Annotated in this window: 23 protein-coding genes; 7 read left to right on the top strand and 16 right to left on the bottom strand. The window is 65.0% G+C overall.

Translation table 11 applies throughout. The annotated features are described in order from the left end of the window. Positions 1 to 314: 314 nt before the first annotated feature. From coaD to ACLHHB_RS01400, 3 genes are all read right to left on the bottom strand, one after another. Positions 315 to 806: a pantetheine-phosphate adenylyltransferase gene (coaD, locus tag ACLHHB_RS01410; protein ID WP_410216493.1), complete on the bottom strand. Its 492-nt coding sequence runs from the start codon at positions 804 to 806 to the stop codon at positions 315 to 317. Positions 807 to 896: 90 nt separating this feature from the next. Beyond that, positions 897 to 1,358 carry a CBS domain-containing protein gene (locus ACLHHB_RS01405; protein WP_410216492.1) on the bottom strand — a complete coding sequence of 154 codons (462 nt, stop codon included), beginning with the start codon at positions 1,356 to 1,358 and terminating at the stop codon, positions 897 to 899. A 56-nt stretch (positions 1,359 to 1,414) separates the two neighbouring features. Then, complete coding sequence (locus ACLHHB_RS01400; RefSeq protein WP_410216491.1) at positions 1,415 to 2,317, bottom strand: LysR family transcriptional regulator; 903 nt, start codon at positions 2,315 to 2,317, stop codon at positions 1,415 to 1,417. A gap of 101 nt (positions 2,318 to 2,418) precedes the next feature. Between ACLHHB_RS01400 and ACLHHB_RS01395 the strand changes: the two genes are divergently transcribed. The 7 genes from ACLHHB_RS01395 to ACLHHB_RS01365 all read left to right on the top strand — a co-directional run bounded on the left by ACLHHB_RS01395 (position 2,419) and on the right by ACLHHB_RS01365 (position 9,096). Further along, positions 2,419 to 3,918 carry a CoA-acylating methylmalonate-semialdehyde dehydrogenase gene (locus tag ACLHHB_RS01395; protein ID WP_410216490.1) on the top strand — a complete coding sequence of 500 codons (1,500 nt, stop codon included), beginning with the start codon at positions 2,419 to 2,421 and terminating at the stop codon, positions 3,916 to 3,918. Positions 3,919 to 4,018: 100 nt separating this feature from the next. Continuing rightward, entirely contained in the window at positions 4,019 to 5,149 is a 1,131-nt protein-coding gene (locus ACLHHB_RS01390) for a carboxylate-amine ligase (protein WP_410216489.1), read from the top strand. A gap of 75 nt (positions 5,150 to 5,224) precedes the next feature. Beyond that, on the top strand, positions 5,225 to 6,370 hold the full coding sequence (locus tag ACLHHB_RS01385; RefSeq protein WP_410216488.1) for an acyl-CoA dehydrogenase family protein: 1,146 nt from the start codon (positions 5,225 to 5,227) through the stop codon (positions 6,368 to 6,370). A 2-nt stretch (positions 6,371 to 6,372) separates the two neighbouring features. Further along, complete coding sequence (locus ACLHHB_RS01380; RefSeq protein ID WP_410216487.1) at positions 6,373 to 7,380, top strand: enoyl-CoA hydratase/isomerase family protein; 1,008 nt, start codon at positions 6,373 to 6,375, stop codon at positions 7,378 to 7,380. Continuing rightward, complete coding sequence (gene mmsB / locus ACLHHB_RS01375) at positions 7,377 to 8,246, top strand: 3-hydroxyisobutyrate dehydrogenase (protein WP_410216495.1); 870 nt, start codon at positions 7,377 to 7,379, stop codon at positions 8,244 to 8,246. Before ACLHHB_RS01380 ends, mmsB begins: the two co-directional genes overlap by 4 nt. A gap of 91 nt (positions 8,247 to 8,337) precedes the next feature. Beyond that, the gene (locus ACLHHB_RS01370; protein ID WP_410216486.1) at positions 8,338 to 8,658 is read left to right on the top strand and encodes a hypothetical protein; all 321 of its coding nucleotides are present in this window, start codon (positions 8,338 to 8,340) and stop codon (positions 8,656 to 8,658) included. A 102-nt stretch (positions 8,659 to 8,760) separates the two neighbouring features. Further along, positions 8,761 to 9,096, top strand: a complete 336-nt coding sequence (locus tag ACLHHB_RS01365; protein WP_410216485.1) for a hypothetical protein — start codon at positions 8,761 to 8,763, stop codon at positions 9,094 to 9,096. Here the strand turns inward: ACLHHB_RS01365 and recN are convergent. From recN to ftsW, 13 genes are all read right to left on the bottom strand, one after another. Beyond that, the gene (gene recN / locus ACLHHB_RS01360) at positions 9,093 to 10,739 is read right to left on the bottom strand and encodes a DNA repair protein RecN (RefSeq protein WP_410216484.1); all 1,647 of its coding nucleotides are present in this window, start codon (positions 10,737 to 10,739) and stop codon (positions 9,093 to 9,095) included. The genes ACLHHB_RS01365 and recN overlap by 4 nt on opposite strands. Before the next feature lie 36 nt (positions 10,740 to 10,775). Then, complete coding sequence (locus tag ACLHHB_RS01355; protein ID WP_410216483.1) at positions 10,776 to 11,624, bottom strand: outer membrane protein assembly factor BamD; 849 nt, start codon at positions 11,622 to 11,624, stop codon at positions 10,776 to 10,778. A gap of 172 nt (positions 11,625 to 11,796) precedes the next feature. After that, positions 11,797 to 12,735, bottom strand: coding sequence for a UDP-3-O-acyl-N-acetylglucosamine deacetylase (lpxC, locus tag ACLHHB_RS01350; RefSeq protein ID WP_410216482.1), 939 nt, complete (start codon positions 12,733 to 12,735; stop codon positions 11,797 to 11,799). A 230-nt stretch (positions 12,736 to 12,965) separates the two neighbouring features. After that, a complete protein-coding gene (ftsZ, locus tag ACLHHB_RS01345) occupies positions 12,966 to 14,552 on the bottom strand; it encodes a cell division protein FtsZ (protein WP_410216481.1) in 1,587 nt (528 codons plus the stop codon). Positions 14,553 to 14,777: 225 nt separating this feature from the next. Continuing rightward, positions 14,778 to 16,112: a cell division protein FtsA gene (ftsA, locus tag ACLHHB_RS01340; RefSeq protein ID WP_410216480.1), complete on the bottom strand. Its 1,335-nt coding sequence runs from the start codon at positions 16,110 to 16,112 to the stop codon at positions 14,778 to 14,780. A gap of 19 nt (positions 16,113 to 16,131) precedes the next feature. After that, a complete protein-coding gene (locus tag ACLHHB_RS01335) occupies positions 16,132 to 17,073 on the bottom strand; it encodes a cell division protein FtsQ/DivIB (protein WP_410216479.1) in 942 nt (313 codons plus the stop codon). Next, the gene (locus ACLHHB_RS01330; RefSeq protein WP_410216478.1) at positions 17,061 to 17,996 is read right to left on the bottom strand and encodes a D-alanine--D-alanine ligase; all 936 of its coding nucleotides are present in this window, start codon (positions 17,994 to 17,996) and stop codon (positions 17,061 to 17,063) included. The genes ACLHHB_RS01335 and ACLHHB_RS01330 overlap by 13 nt, the downstream gene beginning before the upstream one ends. Before the next feature lie 158 nt (positions 17,997 to 18,154). Beyond that, positions 18,155 to 19,090, bottom strand: coding sequence for a UDP-N-acetylmuramate dehydrogenase (gene murB, locus ACLHHB_RS01325; protein ID WP_410216477.1), 936 nt, complete (start codon positions 19,088 to 19,090; stop codon positions 18,155 to 18,157). Positions 19,091 to 19,167: 77 nt separating this feature from the next. Further along, positions 19,168 to 19,515: a hypothetical protein gene (locus ACLHHB_RS01320; RefSeq protein ID WP_410216476.1), complete on the bottom strand. Its 348-nt coding sequence runs from the start codon at positions 19,513 to 19,515 to the stop codon at positions 19,168 to 19,170. Further along, complete coding sequence (locus tag ACLHHB_RS01315; protein WP_410216475.1) at positions 19,512 to 19,856, bottom strand: DUF2484 family protein; 345 nt, start codon at positions 19,854 to 19,856, stop codon at positions 19,512 to 19,514. The genes ACLHHB_RS01320 and ACLHHB_RS01315 overlap by 4 nt, the downstream gene beginning before the upstream one ends. Continuing rightward, entirely contained in the window at positions 19,853 to 21,280 is a 1,428-nt protein-coding gene (murC, locus tag ACLHHB_RS01310) for a UDP-N-acetylmuramate--L-alanine ligase (RefSeq protein ID WP_410216474.1), read from the bottom strand. Before murC ends, ACLHHB_RS01315 begins: the two co-directional genes overlap by 4 nt. Continuing rightward, entirely contained in the window at positions 21,277 to 22,362 is a 1,086-nt protein-coding gene (locus ACLHHB_RS01305; RefSeq protein ID WP_410216473.1) for a UDP-N-acetylglucosamine--N-acetylmuramyl-(pentapeptide) pyrophosphoryl-undecaprenol N-acetylglucosamine transferase, read from the bottom strand. Before ACLHHB_RS01305 ends, murC begins: the two co-directional genes overlap by 4 nt. Next, a complete protein-coding gene (gene ftsW / locus ACLHHB_RS01300; protein WP_410216472.1) occupies positions 22,362 to 23,525 on the bottom strand; it encodes a putative lipid II flippase FtsW in 1,164 nt (387 codons plus the stop codon). The genes ACLHHB_RS01305 and ftsW overlap by 1 nt, the downstream gene beginning before the upstream one ends. Between the last annotated feature and the right edge of the window lie 48 nt (positions 23,526 to 23,573).

The raw sequence follows: 23,573 nt of genomic DNA, 5'->3' as shown, positions 1-23,573 counted from the left end.
GAGGCATCTCGGCTTCCAGTTTTGCCTTGGCGCATTTGTCCGTTGAAATGCATGCCATATGTGGTTGAGCAGGAATCATGGACCGTCCGGCACTGCAACCGGCTCGTTCAGTCTGGCGCTGCCCCTTAAAGGCTCAGGCTGATCTGATGAAACAATCCTCCTGTCAGATCAGCGTAACCAACTGGTTCATGGTCTGACTTGCATCCCCTTGGATCTCCAAGCACTGGCACCATCATCCAGCGCATCCCCTTGCCCGACGTTAGCCCTCTTTGTTTATAATGAAAGCGGCGACCACCCTGTGCGCGGCTGGCGCCTCAGCCGTAGCGGCGAAGGAGGGCGTCGCACACTGGTGGCGTGACGAACTTGGACACATCCCCGCCAAGTCGCGCGATTTCCTTGACGAGCTTCGAGGCGATGGCCTGACGACGCGCATCCGCCATCATGAAGACCGTCTCGATATCGCTGTCCAAGGCGCGGTTCATGCCGACCATCTGGAACTCGTATTCAAAATCGGCAACCGCCCGCAGCCCGCGCACGATGATCGTAGCCCCCACGTCGCGGGCGCAGTCGATCAGCAGGTTCTCGAACGGATGAACCAGGATCTCGCCGCCGGTGCGTAGGGTGATGGCGTCACATTCGGCCTGTACCATGGCCACACGCTCCTCCAGATCGAACAGCGGGCTCTTGTCGCGGTTGATCGCGACGCCGATCACCAGCCGGTCGACCAGCGCCATGGCACGCTGGATGATGTCGATATGACCCAGGGTGATGGGGTCGAATGTGCCGGGATAAAGGCCGATGCGCATGAAGCTTGCGTCCTTGGTCAGGGTCTTGCCACCCTAGGCAAAGCCCATTTGTCCCCGGATTGCAAGAATGTGATCAGCGTCCGCGCGGCCTCACGCGCCCATGATCATCCCTGTCAGCGCCTCTTTCTCGGCCGCAAGCTCCTTGAGGCGCCCGCTGACCGCATCACCGATCGAGATGACGCCCAGCATCTCGCCCTTCTCGTCCACCACAGGCATGTGGCGGAAGCGCCCTTCGGTCATGCGCTCGAGGATGGTCAGTGCGTCCTCGCCCGTGGTGCAGGTCTGCACGGCGCGCGTCATCACCTCGTTGATGGGTTGGGACAGGATATCGGTCCCGTGACGCCCAAGCTGGCGGACAATGTCACGTTCCGACAGGATACCGTCTGGCGTCCGCCCGTTGGCCGAAACGACGACAGCGCCGATCCGCTTTTCCGCCAGCAATGTCGCAGCCTCGCCCAATGTGGCCTCGGGCAGGATGGTCACGATCGATCCGGCCTCGATCCACGGCTTGGCCGCATCGGATTTCATCGACAGCAACTGTTTGACCAGCATCGCGTATCCCCTTCCGCCTTTTTATCTGGTCATCATTTTCGCCGAATCGGCCCGCGTCAAGTCAGACCATTTGAAAAGCTGCCTTCCAATCGCGCGACCTCGGCACGAATGCCTTGGGCCAAAACCTCGGCCAACAGGGTCAGGCGGCGCGACGCACGGTCGTCGGCATGCCGGATCAGCCAGAAGCTGCGCCGCAGGGCGACGCGTTCTGTCAGCACCGGCCGAACACCGGGCGCAAAGGGAATGGCGAAATCATGCACGATCCCCAACCCTGCCCCCGCACGAACCGCCTGCATCTGCACGGCCACCGAGTTCGAGCTGATCTGAGCCACCTCGACCCCTGTCGCCGACAGATAGTCCAGTTCACGGTCAAAGATCATGTCGGGTATATAGCTGATCATCCGGTGCCCCTTCAGATCTTCCAGATCCTTCAGGGGCGGATGTTGAACCAGATAATCTTCGTGACCGGCCAGATGCAGGTGATAGTCGGTCAGGCGCTGGACGACCAGCCGTCCCGTGTCCGGGGGCGACACGGCGATGGCCATGTCGGCCTCACGCCGGGTCAGGTTCACGACGCGCGGCAGGGCGACGATCTGGACCTCCAAGCCCGGATGCGCCTCGCAAAGGTCGCGGGCCACCTGCGGCAACAGGTAATTCGCGCAACCATCCGGGGCGCCGATGCGCAATTGCCCCGTGAGGCCGGCATCGGACCGTACCCCCTCGGCCGCCGCGGCCACTGCCTGCTCGGCCGCCTCGGCCGGTGCCATCAGCCGCGTGCCCTCGGCCGTCAGTTGATAGCCTTGCGGTGTTTTCAGGAACAGCGCGGCCCCGATCGCCGCCTCCAATCGCACGATCCGCCGTCCCACGGTCGAGGCATCCAGCGCCAGCCGGCGTCCCGCCCCCGACAGGCTCTCGGTCCGTGCCACTGCCAGAAAGATGCGCAGATCATCCCAATCCATCGCCTGCCCTTGCAATTTTGCAAAACCCTTTTGCCAATCTGCCCCTTTATCCAGCAAATCCGCAAGGCTAACCTGCGCCAACGGAACCTGAGGAGGACGCCATGAAAGAGATTCACCACTGGATCGACGGCAAGGAATACAAAGGCACGTCGGGCCGCTTTTCCGATGTCTTCAACCCTGCCACCGGGGAGGTTCAGGCCCGCCTGTCGCTGGCCAGCAAGGCCGAGCTGGACCACGCAGTCGAGCGTGCCACCGAAGCTCAGGTCAAATGGGGCGCCACCAATCCGCAGCGCCGCGCCCGCGTGATGATGGCCTTTGTCGGACTGATCAACCGCGACATGGACAAGCTGGCCGAGGCCCTGTCCTCCGAACATGGCAAGACCTTTGCCGACGCCAAGGGCGACGTCCAGCGCGGCCTCGAGGTCATCGAGTTCTGCATCGGTGCACCGCATCTGCTGAAGGGCGAGTTCACCGACAGCGCGGGTCCCGGCATCGACATGTATTCCATGCGCCAACCGCTTGGCGTCGTGGCGGGCATCACGCCCTTCAACTTTCCGGCCATGATTCCGCTGTGGAAGATGGGGCCTGCCTTGGCCGCCGGAAACGCCATGATCCTGAAACCGTCCGAGCGCGATCCCTCGGTGCCGCTGATGCTGGCGCAGTTGTTGCAGGAGGCCGGCCTGCCGGACGGCGTGCTGCAGGTGGTGAACGGCGACAAGGACAGCGTGGACGCGATCCTCGACAACCCGACCATCCAGGCCGTGGGTTTTGTCGGGTCCACCCCGATCGCGCAGTACATCTATGAGCGCGCCGCCCAGAACGGCAAGCGCGCGCAGTGCTTCGGCGGCGCCAAGAACCACATGATCATCATGCCGGACGCCGATCTGGACCAGGCCGCCGATGCGCTGGTCGGCGCAGGCTATGGTGCGGCCGGCGAACGCTGCATGGCCATCTCGGTCGCGGTGCCCGTGGGCGAGAAGACCGCCGATGCGCTGATCGAAAAGCTGGTTCCGCGGATCGAAAAGCTGAAGGTCGGTCCCTGGACCGCCGGCAACGACATCGACTATGGTCCCGTTGTCACCAAGGCGGCCAAGGAGAACATCCTGCGCCTGGTGCAGTCGGGTGTCGACCAAGGCGCCGAACTGGTCGTCGACGGCCGCGACTTCAACCTGCAGGGCTATGAGAACGGCTTCTTTGTCGGCCCGCACCTGTTCGACCGCGTGACGCCCGACATGGACATCTACAAGACCGAGATCTTCGGGCCCGTCCTGACCACCGTCCGCGCCGCCAGCTATGAAGAAGCGATCGGCCTTGCCATGGACCATGAATACGGCAACGGCACGGCGATCTATACCCGCGACGGCGACACGGCCCGCGACTTTGCCAGCCGCATCAACATCGGCATGGTCGGCATCAACGTGCCGATCCCGGTGCCCTTGGCCTATCACACCTTTGGCGGCTGGAAGAAATCCGGCTTTGGCGACCTGAACCAGCACGGACCGGACGCGTTCCGCTTCTACACGCGCACCAAGACCGTGACCGCGCGCTGGCCTTCGGGCATCAAGGAAGGCGGAGAGTTCAACTTCCGGGCAATGGACTGATCCCTGCCCGGAGGAAAGACGCCGTGGAAGCCGGGCCTGGTCCGGCTTCCACGGCCCTGCCTCCGGCGCCCCCGTTCACGGCCCGAACGATGGGACCATCATGACGACCGAACCGGACTTTACGCTTGGCATCGAGGAAGAATACCTGCTGGTTGATGCCGAAACCGGCGACCTTGCTCCCGCGCCCGAAGCGCTGATGGCATCCTGCAAGGCGGATCTGGGCGATCAGGTCAGCCCCGAGTTCCTGCGCTGCCAGATCGAGATCGGCACGCCCGTGGCCGGCGACATCCGTCAGGCGCGCGACCATTTGCGCAAGCTGCGGGCCACCGTTGCCCGGCATGCCGCCGATCATGGGCTGGCCCCCATCTCGGCCTCGTGCCACCCTTTTGGCGACTGGCGCCGCCAGGATCACACCGACAAGGACCGCTACAACCAGTTGTCGCGCGACATGGGCGGCGTGGCGCGTCGAATGCTGATCTGCGGGATGCATGTCCACGTTGGCATTCCCGACGCGGCGCAGCGGATCGACCTGATGAACCAGATGTCCTATTTCCTGCCGCATCTGCTGGCGTTGTCGGCCTCCAGCCCTTTCTGGATGGGCGAGGATACGGGCCTTGCCTCCTATCGCACGACCGTCTTCGGTGACATGCCCCGCACCGGCCTGCCGCCGGCCTTTGGCAGTTGGCCCGAATTCGAACGTTCGGTCGATGCCCTGACCCAGCTTGGCATCATCGAGGACAGCAGCAAGATCTGGTGGGACCTGCGTCCAAGCTGCAAGTTCCCCACGCTGGAGACCCGCATCTGCGACGCCTGCCCCCGGATCGAGGACTCCCTGACCTTGGCCGCGCTGATCCAGGCCACCTTGCGCATGTTGTGGCGCTTGTCGCGCAAGAACCAGCGCTGGCGCCAGTACGAGCCCTTCCTGCTGAACGAGAACCGGTGGCGCGCCGCCCGCTACGGCACCACCGAAGGTCAGATCGATTTCGGCGCCGGGGCGATCATTCCCTTTGGACAGGTGGCCGAGGATTGGTTGGCCCTGATCGCCGAGGATGCCGACGCGCTGAACAGTCAGCCCGCCGTTGCCCGCCTGCGCGAGATGGTCGCGCAGGGCACGGCTGCCGAAAGCCAGCGCGCCGTCTTCCAGCGCACCCGTCATGCGGGGGCCAGTCGCGACGAAGCGCAGCGCAGCGTCGTCAACCACCTGATTTCCGAATTCAAACGCGACCTCTGACCCCTTGCAACATTGTGGCAACAAGCGTCAATTAAACCCTTGTTCAATTCACGCCGATCCGGGGAGGGATGCCGCATGGATTTTGCACTGACCGAGGAACAGGACGCCATTTTCGAGATGGCGCACGACTTTGGCCAAGCGCGGATCGCGCCCCATGCGCGACAGTGGGAGGCTGATGGCACGATCCCCCGCGACCTGTGGCCCGCCGTGGCGGAACTGGGCCTTGGTGGCATCTTCGTGTCCGAAGAGCATGGCGGCAGCGGCCTGTCCCGTCTGGACGGCACGCTGATCTTCGAAGCATTGTCGATGGCCTGCCCCTCGGTCGCCTCCTTTCTGTCGATCCACAACATGTGCGGTGGCATGATCGACCGCTTCGGCGGGGCCGAAGCCAAGGAACGCTGGCTGCCCTCGCTCTGCCGGATGGAGCGGATCTTCAGTTATTGCCTGACCGAACCCGGCAGTGGTTCGGACGCGGCTGCCCTGCGCACGCGGGCCGAGCGGAGCAACGGGGGCTGGCGGCTGAACGGCACCAAGGCCTTTATCTCGGGCGGCGGATATTCAGACGCGTATATCACCATGGTGCGTACCGGCGGCGACGGCCCCAAGGGCATCAGCACGGTCGTCGTCGAGAATGGCACGCCCGGCCTGTCGTTCGGCGGGCTGGAGGACAAGATGGGCTGGCGCGCCCAGCCCACCGCGCAGGTGCAGTTCGACGATTGTGTGGTCCCGGGCGGGAACCTGCTGGGCGAGGAAGGTCGCGGCTTTATCTATGCCATGGCGGGATTGGACGGGGGCCGGCTGAACATCGCGGCGGCAGCCTTGGGGGGCGCACAGGCGGCGCTGGATGCAACACTGATGTATATGGGTGAACGGCGCGCCTTTGGCCAGCCGCTGGATCATTTCCAGGCCCTGCAGTTTCGCTTGGCCGAGATGGAAACCGCTTTGCAATCCAGCCGCATCTTCCTGCGTCAGGCCGCGTGGAAGCTGGACCAAAAGGCGCCCGATGCCTCCAGGTTCTGCGCCATGGCCAAGCTGCATGTCACGGACCGCGCCTTCGAGGTGGCCAACCAGTGCCTGCAGCTGCATGGTGGATACGGATATCTGGCCGATTACGGGATCGAGAAGATCGTGCGCGACCTGCGCGTCCACCAGATCCTGGAAGGAACGAACGAGATCATGCGCATGATCATCAGCCGGGCAATGCTGGCGGAACGGAGGTAAGATTGGACGACCTGAACATCCGCAAGACCGGCCGCTCGGGCCGCATCACCTTCACCCGGCCCAAGGCATTGAACGCGCTGAGCCACCCGATGGCGCTGGCGATCCACAAGGCGCTGGACGATTGGCGGCATGATCCGGATGTCGCGCTGGTCATCATCGACGCCGAGGGCGATCGCGCCTTTTGTGCCGGCGGCGATATTGCGGCCGTTTATCACGCCGGACGTGCCGGGGATCATCAGCTGGGGCGCGCGTTTTTCCGCGACGAATATCGGATGAACGCGGCCATCGCCGATTATCCCAAGCCCATTGCGGCCTTCATGCAGGGTTTTGTCATGGGCGGAGGCGTTGGCGTCGGCGGTCATGCCAGCCACCGGATCGTGGGTGACACGACCCGCATTGCCATGCCCGAATCCGGCATCGGACTGATTCCAGACGTGGGCGGCAGCTGGCTTCTGGCACATGCGCCGGGACGGATCGGAGAATATCTGGCGCTGACGGGTGCGCGCATGGGTCCGGGCGATGCCCTGCACGCAGGCTTTGCGGATACCTATATTCCCGAGGCGGAGTGGCCCGTGCTGATTACCCGGCTGGAGGAAAGCGGCGACCACAGCCTGGTCGCAGGGAGGGCGGCGCCAAATGCCTCCCTTGAAAGCCGTGATCTTTCCGCCTTTGGCGGCCGCCACCTGTCCGATATCATCGACACCCTTCGGCAGGCCGAGTATGCCGAAACGCTGGACATCCTGTCCCGGAACTCGCCGCTGTCGATGGCAGCCTCGCTGGTGCTGGTGCGGGCCGCGCGTGGGGACCGACGGATGCAGGAAGCGCTGAGTCGCGAGTTTCGCTTTACCGCCCGCGCGACCGAATCCAGCGATTTCCTGGAAGGCGTCCGGGCGCAGATCATCGACAAGGACCGCAACCCGCACTGGCGCGCCGATGCCTCGGCCGAGTCCGTGCAGGCAATGCTTGCGCCGCTGGAACAGGACGAACTGACATGGGAGATTGCGCAATGAAGATCGGTTTCATCGGCTTGGGCAACATGGGCTCACCCATGGCTTCCAACCTGATCAAGGCGGGACACGAGGTGACCGGCTTCGACACCGCGACTGCCGGACCTTCCGGCCTTGCCCTTGCCGCCAGTGCCGCCGAGGCGGCACGGGACGCCGACGTGGTCATCACGATGCTGCCGAACGGACAGATCCTGCGCGGCGTCGCGGCAGAGGTGATCCCAGCGATGCAGTCCGGCGCCGTGTTGTGCGATTGCTCGACCGTCGATGTGGACAGCGCACGCGCTGTTGCCGGAGATGCACGGGCCGCCGCACTGGGCGCGCTGGACGCGCCCGTGTCGGGCGGGATTGGTGGCGCCCAGGCAGGCACGCTGACCTTCATGGTGGGCGGCAGCGCCGAGGATTTCGCAACCGTGGCCCCCCTGTTCGCCGTCATGGGGCAAAAGGCCGTGCATTGCGGCGACAGCGGCGCGGGTCAGGCGGCCAAGATCTGCAACAACATGATCCTTGGCGTGACGATGATCGCCACTTGCGAGGCTTTTGCCTTGGCCGACAAGCTGGGCCTCGACCGGCAAAAGATGTTCGATGTCGTCTCCACCAGCTCTGGCTATAGCTGGAGCATGAACGCCTATTGCCCGGCCCCGGGGGTTGGACCCAAAACTCCGGCCGATAACGATTATGTTCCGGGGTTCGCTTCGGAACTGATGCTCAAGGACCTGAACCTTGCGCGACAGGCCGCCGAATCGGCAGGGGCGACAACCCCCATGGGTGCTCTTGCCCGCAACCTTTACGAGGAATTCGTGGAGCATGAGGGAGGACGGGGTCGTGATTTTTCCGCCATGTTGCCCCGGTTTTCGGCCCTGAACGGGTAAACTATTTCGTTCACTTCGCCCGCAGCATGGGGAACTGTTAACCTTTCCCATGGTTGAATGCGCGGCAGCAGAACCAGGATGGGGCGGCGGCATGTTCAATCGGGGCAAGGGTGTCGCCGTGCTGGTGATCATTGCCGTTCTGGCGCTGATCACGATCATTGCCTTGCGCGACCATGGCTGGACTCCGGCCCTTGCCGAAACCGTCGCCACCCGACCCGTTGTGGGAGAAATCGTTTCTCCTCAGGATGTTCAGCCCATCAGGAACCTTGGATCCTATGGATTGGGACCGCATCTGCCCGGCAGTGTTTATGCCATCACCGCTGGTCATCTGGTGCGGATCGATGCAAACAGCGGCAAGATCCTGTCGGTGCTGCGCCCCCTGCCACGTCCGGTACCACGTCCGGCGCAGTGACTGCTCCTGTTGCGCGCCTGCACATCCCGGCAAAGACCTCTACGAAGCATGGAACCCTGATGCTTAGGCGGGGTTGGTTTTTACCTGCACATGAGGAATTCGATGACGCCGCTGCACCCCTTCGCCGCCGCGGTGGCAGGGCTGGCGCTGAGCGTTGCGGCCCTGACCGCCGAACCTGATCAACAGCCGGAAGCTCACGTTTCCTGGTCCTGTCACAGCATACCGGATTGCCAGCCGTTGCCCACCATCGGTTTCGACGTGGGAGACGTTGCCAAGGCAGCGGATCTGCACCTCATCACCCGCCCCGGGCGCTATGGCCTCAGCAAGGCACCCGAAGGGGACCGGTATGCCATTCTGGATGGCCGCATCGTCCGGATCGAGGCCGACACGGCGCAGGTTCTTTCGATTCTCTGGGCCGCGCCCCGCGTTCTGGATTAACCGTCCAGAAGGGCGCGTGCAGCCTCGGTTGCGGCGTCGGTCACCCGATCCCCTGCCAGCATTCGCGCAATTTCCTGCACACGCTGCGGTAACGAGAGCGCCGTTACCGTTGACGTGGTCATGCCGTCCGTCACCGATTTTGCCACCCGGAAATGCACGGCCCCCAAGGCTGCAACCTGAGGCGAGTGGGTGATGACGAGAACTTGCGCTCCTTCGGCCAGAACCTTCAGGCGACGACCCACCGCATCGGCCGTGGCACCCCCGACGCCGCGATCGATCTCGTCAAAGATCATGACCAATGCATCATTGCCCTGTGCCAGACACACCTTGAGCGCCAGCAGAAACCGCGACAGCTCGCCTCCGGATGCGATCTTGTCCAGCGGGCCCGAAGGTGCGCCCGGGTTGGTGGCGACTGTGAAAGCCACAAGGTCGCGCCCTTCAGGTCCGGGATCGGAGACCGAAATCCGGGTTTCAAAGACCGCACGTTCCATCTTCAGGGGCTTCAGTTCGGCCATTACGGCTTGGTCCAGCCGCAGCGCGGCCTTTGTCCGGTCCTCCGTCAGCGCAGCGGCAGCGGTGTCGTAGGCGGCCTCGGCATCACGCGCCGCACTCCGCAGCGCACCGATCCGCGCCTCCCCCGCATCGATCCGCCCCAGCCGTTCGCGCAGGTCGTCCGCGAGCCCGGCCAGGTCATCGGCCAGAACGCCATGCTTGCGCGCCAGAGCCCGAAGGGCAAACAGCCGTTCCTCCGTGGCCTCCAGTGCCGATGGATCAAAGTCCAGCGCGCGAAGCGTGTCCTCGATCCCGCGGGTGGCGTCCCCCAGTTCGATCAGCGCGCGAGATAAGGCTGCCAACGGTTCGTCCAGCCGGCCCTCGGCGCGATCGGACGCTCCCTCCAGCCAGCGGGCGGCATCCACCATTGCGCTTTCGGCCCCGTCACCTCCCAGCATCTGCAGAGCGCGCGCGACATCGTCGCGGATGCGTTCAGCGCCTTGCATGCTGCGCCGCGCAATATCCAGTTGCTGTTCTTCGCCAGGCGCGGGCGCCAGCTTGTCCAGTTCCTCGACCGCGTGGCGCAGAAACTCCTCTTCCTGACGCGCCGCTTCCAGTGATGCCTCAGCCTCGGCCAAGGCACGTGCAGCCTCGCGCCGCGCTGACCAGGCGGCACGGACCGGCGTGAGGTCCAGCACTGCGAACGCATCAAGAAGCGCGCGATGACCGCGCGGATTCAGCAGGCCCCGGTCGTCATGCTGGCCGTGCAGTTCGACCAGCGTTTCCGACAGCTGCCGCAAGACTTCGCCCGACACGCGACGGTCATTGACCCAGCCTGTCTTGCGGCCGTCCAGACTGTTCACCCGACGCAGGATCAGTTCGTCATCGTCAATGCTGATGCCCGCCTCGCTCAGGACAGCGCGGGCCGGATGCGCCGACGGCAGGTCGAAGATCGCCTGGACCTCGCCCTGCGCTGCGCCTTGCCGCACCAGCTCCGCACGGCTGCGCCAGCCCAGGACAAAGCCCAGGCAGTCCAGCAGGATCGATTTGCCCGCCCCGGTTTCACCAGTCAGCACATTCAGCCCCGGACCGAAGTCAAGCTCCAGTCGGTCGATCAGCAATATGTCTCGGATGTCGAGGGTTCTCAGCATTGGCCGCAGGATGCGCCGGAGCGCATCATATCTCCCTTACAGCCAGCGCCCCTGAATGGTCTGGCGATAAACATTGGTCAGCCAGCTGTCGCCCCGAACTTCGGCGGACAGACCGCGACCGCGAAGCTGGCGGAACGCATCCTCGTAGAAGGGCGAGGACTGGAAGTTGTGCCCCAGGATCGCCCCTGCGGTCTGCGCCTCGTCCAGCAGTCCAAGCGCCAGATAGGCCTCGACCAGACGCAGCAGCGCTTCGGGGGTCTGGGTGGTGGTCTGGAATTCCTCGACCACGACGCGGAAACGGTTCACCGACGCCGCATAATACCCGCGCTTGAGGTAGTAACGCCCGATTTCCATTTCCTTGGCGGCCAGATGGTCAAAGGCCAGATCGAACTTGAGGATCGCGCTGCGGGCATATTCGCTGTCGGGATATTGTTCGATCACCGTGCGGAGCCCCTGCAGCGCCTGAAAAGTCAGACCCTGATCGCGGCCCACATCATCGATCTGGTCGTAATAGGACAAGGCCAGAAGATACTGCGCATAGGCCGCATCCTCGTCCCCCGGATAGGTATCCAGAAAGCGCTGCGCCGCGCCTCGCGCTTCTTCATAGTTGCGGGCCTTGTGATTGCCATAGGCCTGCATGATCAGGGCACGCTTGGCCCATTCGGAATAAGGGTAAAGACGCTCGATCTCGCTGAAGTAATAAACGGCATCACCGGGCTTCTGGCTGTTCTCCAGCTCGAACTCGCCGCGCTTGTAGATCTCCTCGGCGGTAAACTGGTCCAGATTCTCGCGGGCAACCGTGTCGCGATTGCCCGAGCAGGCCGTCAACAGCATGCCCGACAGCGCCACAGCCAATACCGATGCCGAGATTTTCGAGGCCGCCATCTTAAACCTGTCCTACCATTCTGACCTGCGACGGCCCCCTTCGAGCAGCGCTGCCGGCACCTCCTAGCACAGAACATCAGGGGGAGCAAAATGGCAATCCGTTGATTTCCGCGCGGCTTTCACGGCGTCCGCCTGTCGCACCAATCCCGGCACGACAGGGCGGACTGTCCCGTTATTCGGCGGCAAACAGGGCCATATCCATCATCGGCCGCGGATAATCGGCCACACCCGCGCCGGGCAGGCGATCCTCCAGATCAGGAGTGCACAGCTCCCACCGCCAGGCGGCCGGATCCGCGAACAGGGCCCGCAAAAGGCGGTTCGTCATGGCATGACCGGCACGGTGCCCGGTGTAACGGGCCAGCAACGGCGCGCCTGCCAGTGCCAGGTCGCCGGTCGCATCCAGCATCTTGTGACGCACAGCCTCATCCTGATGACGCAAACCGCCCGGAGACAAGACATCGGCGCCGTCGAAAACGACCGCGTTCAGATAGGTTCCGCCAAGGGCCAAGCCGTTGCGACGCATCGCTTCGACATCAACGGCGCGGCAGAAGGTCCTGCTGTCCGCCAACTCGCGCAGGAAGGCGCCATTGGCCATGTCCAGCCGCTTTTCCTGATGCCCGATCGCGGCATCGACGAAGTCGATCTGAAAATCGATCTCCAGATGATCGGCAGGCGACAGGCGGGCGAATGCTTCGCCCTCGCGCACCTCGACCGTGCGCAGCACGCGGATCGCACGCAAGGGCGCGGCCTGACGAGCAATGCCGGTATCAAGAATTGCGGCAACGAAGGGCGCGGCAGAGCCATCCAGAATCGGCACTTCCGGTCCATCGACCGTCATCAGGGCGTTGTGGATCCCAGTTCCGGCCAAGGCGGCCATGACATGTTCGACGGTGGACAGGGTCACGCCCGCGCCGTTGTCCATCAGCGTGCACAGCTTCGACGGGGTCACGTAATCCCACAAGGCAGGAATATCCACGGCTGGTGAAAGATCGGTTCGCCGAAAGACGATCCCATGTCGGACATGCGCAGGATGAATCTCCAAACGAGCCGGAGCACCCGAGTGGAGCCCCACACCGGTGAAAATCACCTTGTCTTTCAATGTCGCCTGCATGACCGCCTGCCCCCGAATTCGCCATTTGTGGAACCGTTCGGTTTCCTGTTAGATCAGCTATGATCGTGCAGGGCAGCATTCAATTAACGTTTTGTGACGGCGTGAAACATTGGCGTCGACAAGAGGCACAACCGGCAGATGTAGCAGCAGAAGGTCTTGTTTCTGCAAAACAAAAGGGCCGCAAGAAGCGGCCCCAGTGTTGGTCTCATGTATCTGTTTCGTGAACGCTGTCAGTTGGCTTGGCGGCGCAGGAACGCAGGGATCTCGACATTGTCCTGGGCGCTATCGGGGCTGGCCAGATCGTCGAAATCGGTATCCTGCTGGCGCGCGCGCACGGCCACACGCTCATTCACGCGCTCGGCGATCGAGGATGCGGCGGGCTTGTTGCCGCTCGGCTGGTCTGAACCATGGCCTGCCATCCGCTCCAGCATCCGGCCCAGGCCGCTCATGCGGTTCTGGCTGCGGGTGGGTTCCGGAGCCGGCTGCGGAGCGGCGGCGCGGTTGCCCTGCCCATGGTTGTCCACTGCACGGCGCAGGCGATCCATCACCTCAGGGGCCGGCTGACCAGGACGCGTGCCGGCAGGGGCACGCGGTGCGACAAAGGCCGACGCATCGTCGTCAATGCGCACGGCTGCCTGACGCGCGGTGTCGCGGGGCTGATAGGCCGGCTGCGGCATGTCCTCCTCGGCACGGGCAAGGGGCGCCTGAGGGGCTGCAGCCGAAGGTGCAACGCGACGGGCAGGAACTGCCGGAGTTTCATCCTGCGCTGCAGGGGTGGCGGAAACCGAGGGGTTCTGCGTCAGCGGCGCTGCCATGGTGCGACGGGGCGAGGGAACCTCGGCCACGGCAGCGGCGGCATCGATACCGGTCGCAACAACCGAAACGCGAATCGAACCATCCATATCGGGGTCCAAGGTCGAGCCGACGATGATGTTGGCGTCGCTGTCGACCTTGTCGCGGATGACATTTGCGGCTTCGTCCAGCTCGAACAGCGTCATGTCATAACCGCCGGTGATGTTGATCAGCACGCCGCGGGCGCCATTCAGGCTGATCTCGTCCAGCAGCGGGTTGGCGATCGCACGCTCGGCCGCTTCCTGGGCGCGGTTATCGCCCGAAGCTTCGCCGGTGCCCATCATGGCCTTGCCCATCTCGTCCATGACGGCGCGCACGTCGGCAAAGTCCAGGTTGATCAGGCCGGGGCGCACCATCAGGTCCGTCACGCCCTTGACGCCTTGATACAGGACGTCGTCCGCCAGCGCGAAGGCGTCGGTGAAGGTGGTCTTTTCGTTGGCCAGACGGAACAGGTTCTGGTTGGGAATGATGATCAGCGTGTCCACGACCTTTTGCAGGGCCTCGACTCCCTCCTCGGCCTGGCGCATCCGCTTGGTGCCCTCGAACTGGAAAGGCTTGGTCACGACGCCGACGGTCAGGATGCCCATCTCGCGCGCGGCCTGAGCGATGATCGGCGCGGCGCCGGTGCCGGTGCCGCCGCCCATGCCGGCGGTGATGAAGCACATGTGGGCGCCCATCAGGTGATCAACGATATCCTCGATGGTTTCTTCGGCGGCCTTGGCGCCGATGACGGGCTTGGCGCCGGCGCCCAGACCTTCGGTGACCTTGGGACCCATCTGGATGCGGCTGGATGCGCGGCTCTGCTGCAGGGCCTGTGCGTCCGTATTCGCCACAACGAATTCGACGCCGTCGAGCTGCTTCTGGATCATGTTGTTGACCGCATTACCGCCCGCGCCACCAACACCGAAAACGGTGATGCGCGGCTTCAGCTCTTCTTCGTCGTTCATCATCAGATTGAGGTTCATGGTTTCCGCCTGTTATCGCTGCTTCGCTTTTTTGGACACGGGCTGCCCGCTCGAATCCTCGGAATTGCAGGTGATCCTAACGATTCCTTAAAGTTGCGTCACCCGAAAAAGGCGGAAAACGCTCAAAATATGGCATGGGTTCCGGTCCCGATTGGCAATATCTTGCCGCCGCTTCTGCCTGCGGCAGAAGCACCTCCAACAGCGCATTGACGATGGCCCGGCAGCCTACCAATTGTTCTTGAACCAGCGATAGGCGCGCCGCAGACTGCGCCCCGGATAGCTGTCCGCCGGCATCTCGAAATCCCACCATTCGTCCTGGGGATGTGCCGCGAACAGGGCCAGCCCGACAGCGCTGGAAAAGCTGGGATCGGTCAGCTGGTGGGCCAGCCCGTCGATGCGCAGGGGACGTCCGCACCGGATGTTCGGCCCCAGGATGCGAGCCGCCAGCCCATCCAGACCGGGGATCTGGCTGCCGCCACCCGTCAGCACGATCTGCTGGCTGGGCATGTAGTCGAATCCCGCGGCATCCAGGACGCCCCGCACATTTTCTAGGATCTCCTCGACCCGGGGACGCATGACGCCAATGACGTCGGCGCGGCTGACCTGGCGGCGGTCGGCCTCCCAGTCGCCGGTTTCGCCACCCACATCGATCATGTCGCGGTCATCGCGTCCGGTCGCCTCCACTCCGCCGTTCAGCGTCTTCAGGCGTTCGGCCACGGGCAGGCTGACGCGCAGCCCTTGCGCAATGTCCTGGGTGATGAGGTTGCCGCCGATGGGCACGTGGTCGGAAAAGATCATGTGCTTCTTGATGAAGATCGAAACGCCTGTTCCGCCCCCACCGAAATCGATGCAGGCCCCGCCCAGTTCCTGTTCATCCTCGACCAGGCTGGCGCGTGCCGACGCATAAGGAGCCGAGGCGATGCCTGCCAGTTCAAGGTCGCAGCGGCGGATGCACTGGACCAGATTGCCGATCACGTCGCCATCCACGGTCAGCACATGCATGTCGCAGAACAGCTTGTTGCCCAGATGGTCGCGCGGATCAGCCAGGCTGGGCCGGTTGTCCACCGCAAAGTTCACCGGCTGTGCATGCAGAACCTCGCGCCCGCGCCCGAAATCCGGCGCCTCGCACGCGGCCAGGACCGAGGCCACGTCGTGATCGCCGACCTTGCCCGAGGCCAAGGTGATCTCGCCGGCCAGGCCATAGGACGCAGGACGTCCCCCCGACATGCAGGCGATGACGTGATCGACCCTGACGCCTGCGACCTTTTGCGCGGCAGCGACGACAGTGCGGATCGCGCGCTCGGTTTCCGCCATCGTCTCGATCTCGCCCCGCCGCATCCCGCGCGAGCGGGTCGAGGCCGCCCCGATGACACGAAAGTTCACCTGCCCCGCCATCGGACCCACGCCGTCCGTTTCCCGAAAGGTTCCGGTGCCGTCGAAGCGCAGCACCAGGCAGGCCATCTTGGACGTGCCGATGTCCAGAATGCCGATGACGCCCCGTTGAAGGGCCGCCCGGCGCATGTTCCGCATTGCACGCTGCGTTTGATACAGTTCCGCCATTCGCCAGTCCTCCCCCTTGTCAGCCTTCTGTTTCTTCGGGCAGCACATTGCCGTCCGGCCCCAGCAGGGGCAGCCCGCGCGCCAGCCGGATCGTGTTGCGGGCATCGATCCCCAGCTTCAGGACCGGACGCGTCGGGTTGCGCAGATCCACATTGGCAATGTCGCGGCCCAGCATGTCCTCGGCCCGGTCCAACGCGATGGCTGCCTCCAGCGCGATGACGGCCCCGTCCTCGGGCAGCAGGATGCGCTGTCCATGGTCCAGGACCAGGTCCCAGCGCCGCTCGCCCCGGCGCACCAGGCCACGAACGCGGGGCAGGATCGGCCCTGCCGCATCGAACAAGGCCAGCGCCTCCCCGGTCAGGAGGTCCGCCCCCTCGCCCGAGATCAGCGGCAGTTCCGGGCGCACCTCGCGCGAGGTGACGCTGGCGACGCGATGGCCGCCCGCATCCAGGATCTCGATGCCGCGGGCATGGCGCCACAGGATCGCAGGCTCGCGCTCCTTCACGACGGCGGACAGGATCCCGCCCGGCTTGATGCGCAGATCGATCGTTTCGACCGCATCCAGTTGCATCACCTGCAACCGCAGCGCCGGCAGGTCGATGTCAAAGCTGGAGGCCGGCAGATCGACCGGCAGCATGGCGCGCAGCGCCCGCTCCACCACCGGTGAGGCACCCTCGATCGTCATGGTGCGGACCTGGAATTCCTCCCGGCTCTGCACCTTTGTCACGACCGAGGCCACGCTGTCGCTCAGCCGCGCCCGCCGATCCTCGTCAGACAGCCACAAGCCCGCGATCATGACCAGCGCAAAGGCCGGCAGGCCCACGCGCAGGATGCGGCGGTAAAGGGGCGTCAGCCACATCCGCTCCAGCCGGTACTTCAGGCGGGACGGCGCCGGGTCACGCCGCTGGCGCGGCTGCGGGATCGCCTGCTTTCCTGGACGGTGATCGATCACGACCGGCACAGGGCCTCCTCCACCATCCAGGTCATCAGTGCGGGAAAGTCGATGCCGACATGGGCCGCCTGTTCCGGGGCCAGCGAGGTGGGCGTCATGCCTGGCTGGGTGTTCACCTCGAGGATGATGAGCCCTGCCAGGCCCCGCGCCTCGTCCCAGCGGAAATCGGTCCGCGTCAGACCGGTGCAGCCAAGGGCCTTGTGGGCACGGCAGGCCATGTCCAGGCAGGCGTCGCGGATCTCGGTGGGAATGTCGGCAGGGATGACGTGGCGCGATCCCCCGACGCTGTATTTTGCGGCATAATCGTACCAGCCCTCGGTCAGGATCTCGGTCACTCCAAGCGCGCGGTCGCCCAGCACCGTGGTCGTCAGCTCCCGGCCCGGCGCATAGGTTTCCACCATCACCCGGGCGGGCATGTCAGGGGACAGTTGCGGCGGCTGGTTGGCGCCGTCATGGACGATGTAGACGCCGACCGAGGACCCCTCGTCGTTGGGCTTGACCACGTAAGGGGGCGGAATCACATGGCGGCGTCGCACCTCGTCGGCATCGGCTATGACGCTCTCGACTACCGGCAGGCGGGCAGCACGAAAAGCCTCCTTGGCACGGGTCTTGTCCATCGCCAGCGCCGAGGCCAGCACGCCCGAGTGCGTGTAAGGCAGCCCCATCCATTCCAGCAGGCCCTGAACGCAGCCATCTTCGCCCCAGCGGCCATGCAACGCGTTGAAAACAACATCGGGCCGCGCTTCCGACAAGCGGCGCACGATATCCTCGCCGCGCCCTGCCCCCAGTTCGACCTCGGTCACATCATATCCCGCCACCCGCAGCGCTTGCGCGCATTCGCGCCCCGACGACAAGGAAACCTCGCGTTCAGCCGAGGGTCCTCCCATCAGAACAGCAACAGAGTGGGCTGTCCTGCTCGACCTGCCCGTCACGATTCCGCCTCTCGATGTCCGGTTGATCCGGACTTGATCCGTCCTGCGCAGCCTTGGATGGCCGCGTCATGGGTGACAGGATACAAGCAAAGGGCGAACCGCAAAAGCGCCTTTTGGTTGATGGGACCCAAATGTTGTGCGAAATGCCGCCGTTTGCGTCAGTCGGCCTCGAGGGCGGGGTCGCCGACGCGCACGACCTCCCATTGCAGGTCATGACCGCTGTCTTCCAGAACACGACGCCGGACCAATTCGCCCAAGGCTTCCAGTTCGGCGGCGGTGGCGCCTCCGGTGTTCAGCAGGAAATTCGGATGCTTTTCCGACATCTGCGCACCGCCCCAGCTGTGCCCGCGAAGACCCGCACGGTCGATCAGCGCCCATGCCTTGAGGTCGTGCGTGTCATCCGCCTGTCCGGTCGAACTGAAGCCTGCCGGGTTGCGAAAGGTCGATCCCGCGCTGCGTTCGCGCGTGGGCTGGCTGGCATCGCGGCGGGCGATCTGGTCCGCCATCCGGCTGTGCAGCACATCGGGGTCGCCGGCACCGGCGCGGAAACGGGCACGGGTCAGCACCCACCCTTCGGGCAGTTCCGAGTGGCGATAGCCGAAGCCGAGATCATCTGCCGTCAGTGTCACCTGTTGCCCCTCGCGGGTCACAGCCTGTGCATCGATCAGATGATCGGCGACATAGCTGCCATAGCAACCTGCGTTCATCCGGACAGCCCCGCCGATGCTGCCGGGGATCGTGCGCAGAAAGGTCAGGTCCAGTCCTGCATCGGCCGCCCTTCGCGCCACCTGCGCGTCCAGCGCGGCGGCACCTGCGGTGACGACGTCGCCGTCGATCTCGACCGTGTTGAAGGCGCGGCCAAGCCGGATCACGATGCCCCGGATCCCGCCGTCGCGCACGATCAGGTTGCTGCCGACACCCATGGGAAAGACGGACACGGCGGGCGGCAGTTCGCCCAGAAAAGTGGCCAGGTCGTCATCATCGGCAGGCTGGAACAGCCAGTCGGCCGGTCCTCCGACCCGCAGCCAAGTCAGGCTGTCCAGGGGACGGTCGGGGATCAGGCTGCCGCGCGGGGTGGGAAGGGTCAGGCTCATGTCCGCTGTCGTATCCAGCGGCAGCAGGGTCGTCAACCAAGGCAAGGACCGCCAGCGCGGCGCCCTTGCCCGCCGCGTCAGATCACGAAGGTGGCCGCGATCAAGCCCGCCGCCGCCAACAGCGCACCGGCAGTCAGCAGCCCTGCCCCGCTGCGCCAGCGGATGCCGTAACCGCGCAACCGGGCTAGAGCGAGGCCCGCGAGAAGACCCAGCAGCGCAGGAGCCGTGGTGAAGCTTTGCGCCACGATGGCCGCAAGGTCATGAAACCCTTCGCGCCCCTGGACGGCAAGGAAAAGCTGTGCCGCGATGGCGGACAAGAGCAGCGACAGCGCCAGCAGCGGCCAGCGCAATTGCAGGCGCGCGGCCCCCCACGCGACAAAGCCCGCACCCGCACAGCACATGGCCGCAATGATCCAGTGGTTCACGCCTGCCCCTCGGGGCCCGCCGCCGAAGGGACGGAGGCACCGCGGCGGACCCGTTGGCGGCTCAGCAGCAGCCCCAGCCCCAGTCCCAATCCAAGCACACCCAGCCCCGGTCCCCAGAGAAGCGTCAGCCAGCCCAGGATCGGTACGCCCAGCACCACCAGCCCGGCCAACAGATGCCGACGCCAGCGAAAGGGCAGCCGCGGCAACCACCAGGCAAGACACAGCCAGCCACCCGCCAGCACCAGTGCCGCCACCGGCTGCGACAGGACCAGACCCGGCGGCAGCGTGATGGGAAGCACAAAGGGGGCCGTCACCCCCTGCACGGGCGGCAGGCCCGTCACGCAGCCTGACCCTGCAGGCGCGCCGGAAGGGCGATGGCCCAGGTCGAGATGGTGCCTGCCCCCAGGCAGACCACCATGTCGCCCGGCCGTGCCTGTTCGCGAACCAGTCGTTCCAGATCATCCTCGGACAGGATGGCACGGGCGTGACGGTGGCCATGGGCAATCAGTCCCGCAACCAGATCATCGCGCGAGGCGCCGGGAATCGGGTCCTCGCCCGCTGCATAGACCTCGGCGATGGCGACAACGTCCGCCTCGTTGAAGCAGGAGCAGAAATCCTCGAAAAGCGAGGAAAGGCGCGAATATCGATGCGGCTGATGAACGGCGATGACGCGGCCGCTGCCGGCCTGGCGCGCAGCCTTCAGCACGGCCGCGATCTCGACCGGATGGTGGCCGTAATCGTCGATGACGGTCACGCCGTTGACGGTGCCCACACGGGTGAAGCGACGGCTGACGCCGCCGAACTTGGCCAATGCGTCGCGGATCTCGGCCTTCTTGATGCCCAGATGACGGGCGACGGCCACGGCGGACAGCGCGTTCGAGACGTTGTGATCGCCTGGCATAGGCAGGCTGCAGCCTTCGATCATGCTCAGGTCGCCGGTCTCGGTCGGCCCTTCGCCCTGAAGGGCGATGTCGAAATGGGCGATGCCGTTCTCGTAGCGCAGGTTCATCGCGCGCACATCAGCCTGCGCGTTGAAGCCAAAGGTCACCACACGGCGGTCGGTCAGCCGCCCCACCAGCGCCTGCACCTCGGGGTGATCGGTGCAGCAGACCGCAAGGCCATAGAAGGGAATGCCCGAGGCAAAGTTGTAGAAGCCCTGCCGCAGGGCGTCAAAGCTGCCCCAGTGCTCCATGTGCTCGGGGTCGATGTTGGTGACGATGGCGATGTCGGCGGGCAGGCGGTTGAAGCTGCCGTCGGATTCATCGGCCTCGACCACCATCCACTCGCCCGCTCCGGCGCGCGCGTTCGAGCCATAGGCATGGATCACGCCGCCGTTGATGACGGTCGGATCCAGACCGCCCGCATCCAGCAATGTGGCGACCATCGTGGTGGTCGTGGTCTTGCCATGGGTCCCGGCGATGGCGATGTTCGACTTCATGCGCATCAGTTCCGCCAGCATCTCGGCGCGGCGGACCACCGGCATGCCGCGAAGACGCGCTTCCTCCAGCTCGGGGTTGCCCTTCTTGATCGCGGTCGAGATGACGATGACGCCGGCGCCGCGCACGTTTTCGGCATGCTGACCTTCGAAGACGGTGGCACCCAGGGTTTCCAGGCGGTCGGTGATCTTGGACCGCTTGAGATCGCTGCCCTGAACGCGGTAGCCCAGTGTCAGCAACACCTCGGCAATGCCGGACATGCCGATGCCGCCGATGCCCACAAAGTGGATGGGACCCAGCTCACCGGGCAGTTTCGTCGCTGCGTTCATCGCACAATCTCCTCGACGAGGTCGTAAAGGCGCCGCGCCGCGTCGGGCCGGGCCAGGGTCAGCGCAGCCTGGGCCATGGCCATGGCCTGCGCGGGATCGGTCAGGATCGCGCGGATGTCGCGCGTGAGACTTTCCGCGTCAAGCACGGATTCGGGATGGATATGGGCCGCCCCGACGTCGGCCAATGCCTGCGCGTTGGCGGTCTGGTGATCGCCCGCGGCGGCGGCAAAAGGGATCAGAATCGAAGGCCGCCCGATCACTGTGATATCGGCCAGAGACGAGGCGCCCGATCGGCTGATCACCAGCTGCGCCTGCGCGATGCGGTCGGGAACATCTGCAAAGAACGGCTGGACCTCAGCCGTGATGCCGGCAGCCGCATAAGCATCCGTCACGCGCGGGCCGTCCTCGGACCGGGCCTGGTGGCTGACGCGCAGGCGGCTGCGCAATTCTTGGGGCAGTGCGGCAACAGCAGCGGGCACGATATCCGACAGGACGCGCGCGCCTTGGCTGCCGCCGATGACCAGCAGATGCAGCGGCCCTTCGGCCGGGGCGGCATAAGGATGGGCGGCGCGGTCCAGAACGGCCGCGCGCACCGGGTTGCCGGTATGGGTGCCGTCCACTCCAGCCGGCAGGTCGGTCGGCCAGATGCCGCAGGCCACGCGCTGGACGCGTCCTGCAAAGAGGCGGTTCACCCGACCCATCACGCCGTTCTGTTCGTGGATCATGCGCGGCAGACGCATGGACAGCGCCGCCGACATCGCGGGGATCGTTGGATAGCCGCCAAAGCCGATCACCACCGCAGGACGGTCACGGCGGAAGGCCCGGCGTGCGGCCAGAACGCCCGAAGCGATCCGGAAAGGGGCAACCGCCTTGCCCACCAGGCCGCCGCGCGCCGTTGTGGCCGAACTGACGACCTGACGCTCGACCGCGGCAGGAAAGCCGCCGGCATAGCGCGCGCCCCGTTCATCGGTGGACAGCTTGACCCGCCAACCCTGCGCCAGCAGCAATTCGGCCAAGGCCTGGGCGGGAAACATGTGGCCGCCGGTTCCTCCGGCGGCGATCAGCGCAAGGGGGCCGGACATCAGCGGCCCCGGCGCAGGATTTCGGCGAATTCGCCCTGCGGACGGGTCCGGGTCAGGGCCAGCAGCATCCCAGCTGCGATCCCCGAAGCGATGACGGACGACCCGCCATAGCTGACAAAGGGCAGCGTCATGCCCTTGGCAGGCAGCAGGCGCACCGCAACACCCATGTTGATCAGCGCCTGCACGCCAAAGGCGCAGGCCAGGCCCGTTCCGGCAATGCGCGCAAAAGGATCACGCTCGCGCAGCAGGCGCAGCAGCGACCGGGTGACGATCGTGCAGTAGAGAAGGATGATGGCCAGCACCATCACCAGCCCGTATTCTTCGGCCGCAACGGCAATGATGAAGTCAGTATGCGCGTCCGGCAGTGACCACTTCACCGAACCCTCGCCCACACCGACCCCGAAAAAGCCGCCCTCCTGGATTGCGTTGGTGGCATAGCCGATCTGGGTCCGGGGATCGATCTCGGGCGAAAGAAAGCCGTTGATGCGGCGGGCAAAGTGCTCGGAGGCGCCATAAGCAAACATCCCTCCCACCAGCGTCAGCCCCGCTACGCACAGCAGCAGCAGCATCGCCGCCCCGGCCACGAAATACATCACCAGCCAGGAAAACAGCACCAGCGATGCCTGCCCGAAGTCAGGCTGCAAGGCCAGCAGGAGGACAATGATAACTGTTGTCAGGAAGGAATACAGTTTGCCCGGCGGGCCGCCGATCTCGAAGCTGGCCGCCATGAACCAAGCGCAGAGCGCGACAAAGCCGGGTTTCAGGAACTCGGACGGCTGGACCGAGACAAAGCCGAGCGACAGCCAGCGCGTTGCCCCCTTGCCGAAGTCCGTGCCGATGATGGGCAATGCCAGGATCATCAGGAAGGCCAGCGCAAAACCCAGAACGCCGATGCGCCGGATCTGGCGCGGCGGCAGCATCGAGATGATCAGCATCACGACCAGCGCCAATCCGCCAAAGACCGCTTGGCGCTGCACATAGTAAAAGCGCGGGAGGTTGTTCTTTTCGGCCAGCGGCACCGAGGCGGCCAGCCCCAGCAGCAGACCCATGGCGAACAACCCGATCACGCAGGCCAGCGCCCACTTGTCCAAGGTCCGCCACCAACGTGGAAGAATCGGGTCGCCCGCCCGTACGGGCGCCGCGCCAAAGACCATCTCGGTCATGGAAATACCGCCGTCACTGCCTCTGTCCTGTCCGGTTTTTCCCGGATC

The organism is Paracoccus sp. (in: a-proteobacteria) (assembly GCF_046462195.1).
Lineage (GTDB): Bacteria > Pseudomonadota > Alphaproteobacteria > Rhodobacterales > Rhodobacteraceae > Paracoccus.
This window is presented reverse-complemented; position numbering and strand designations above follow the sequence as displayed.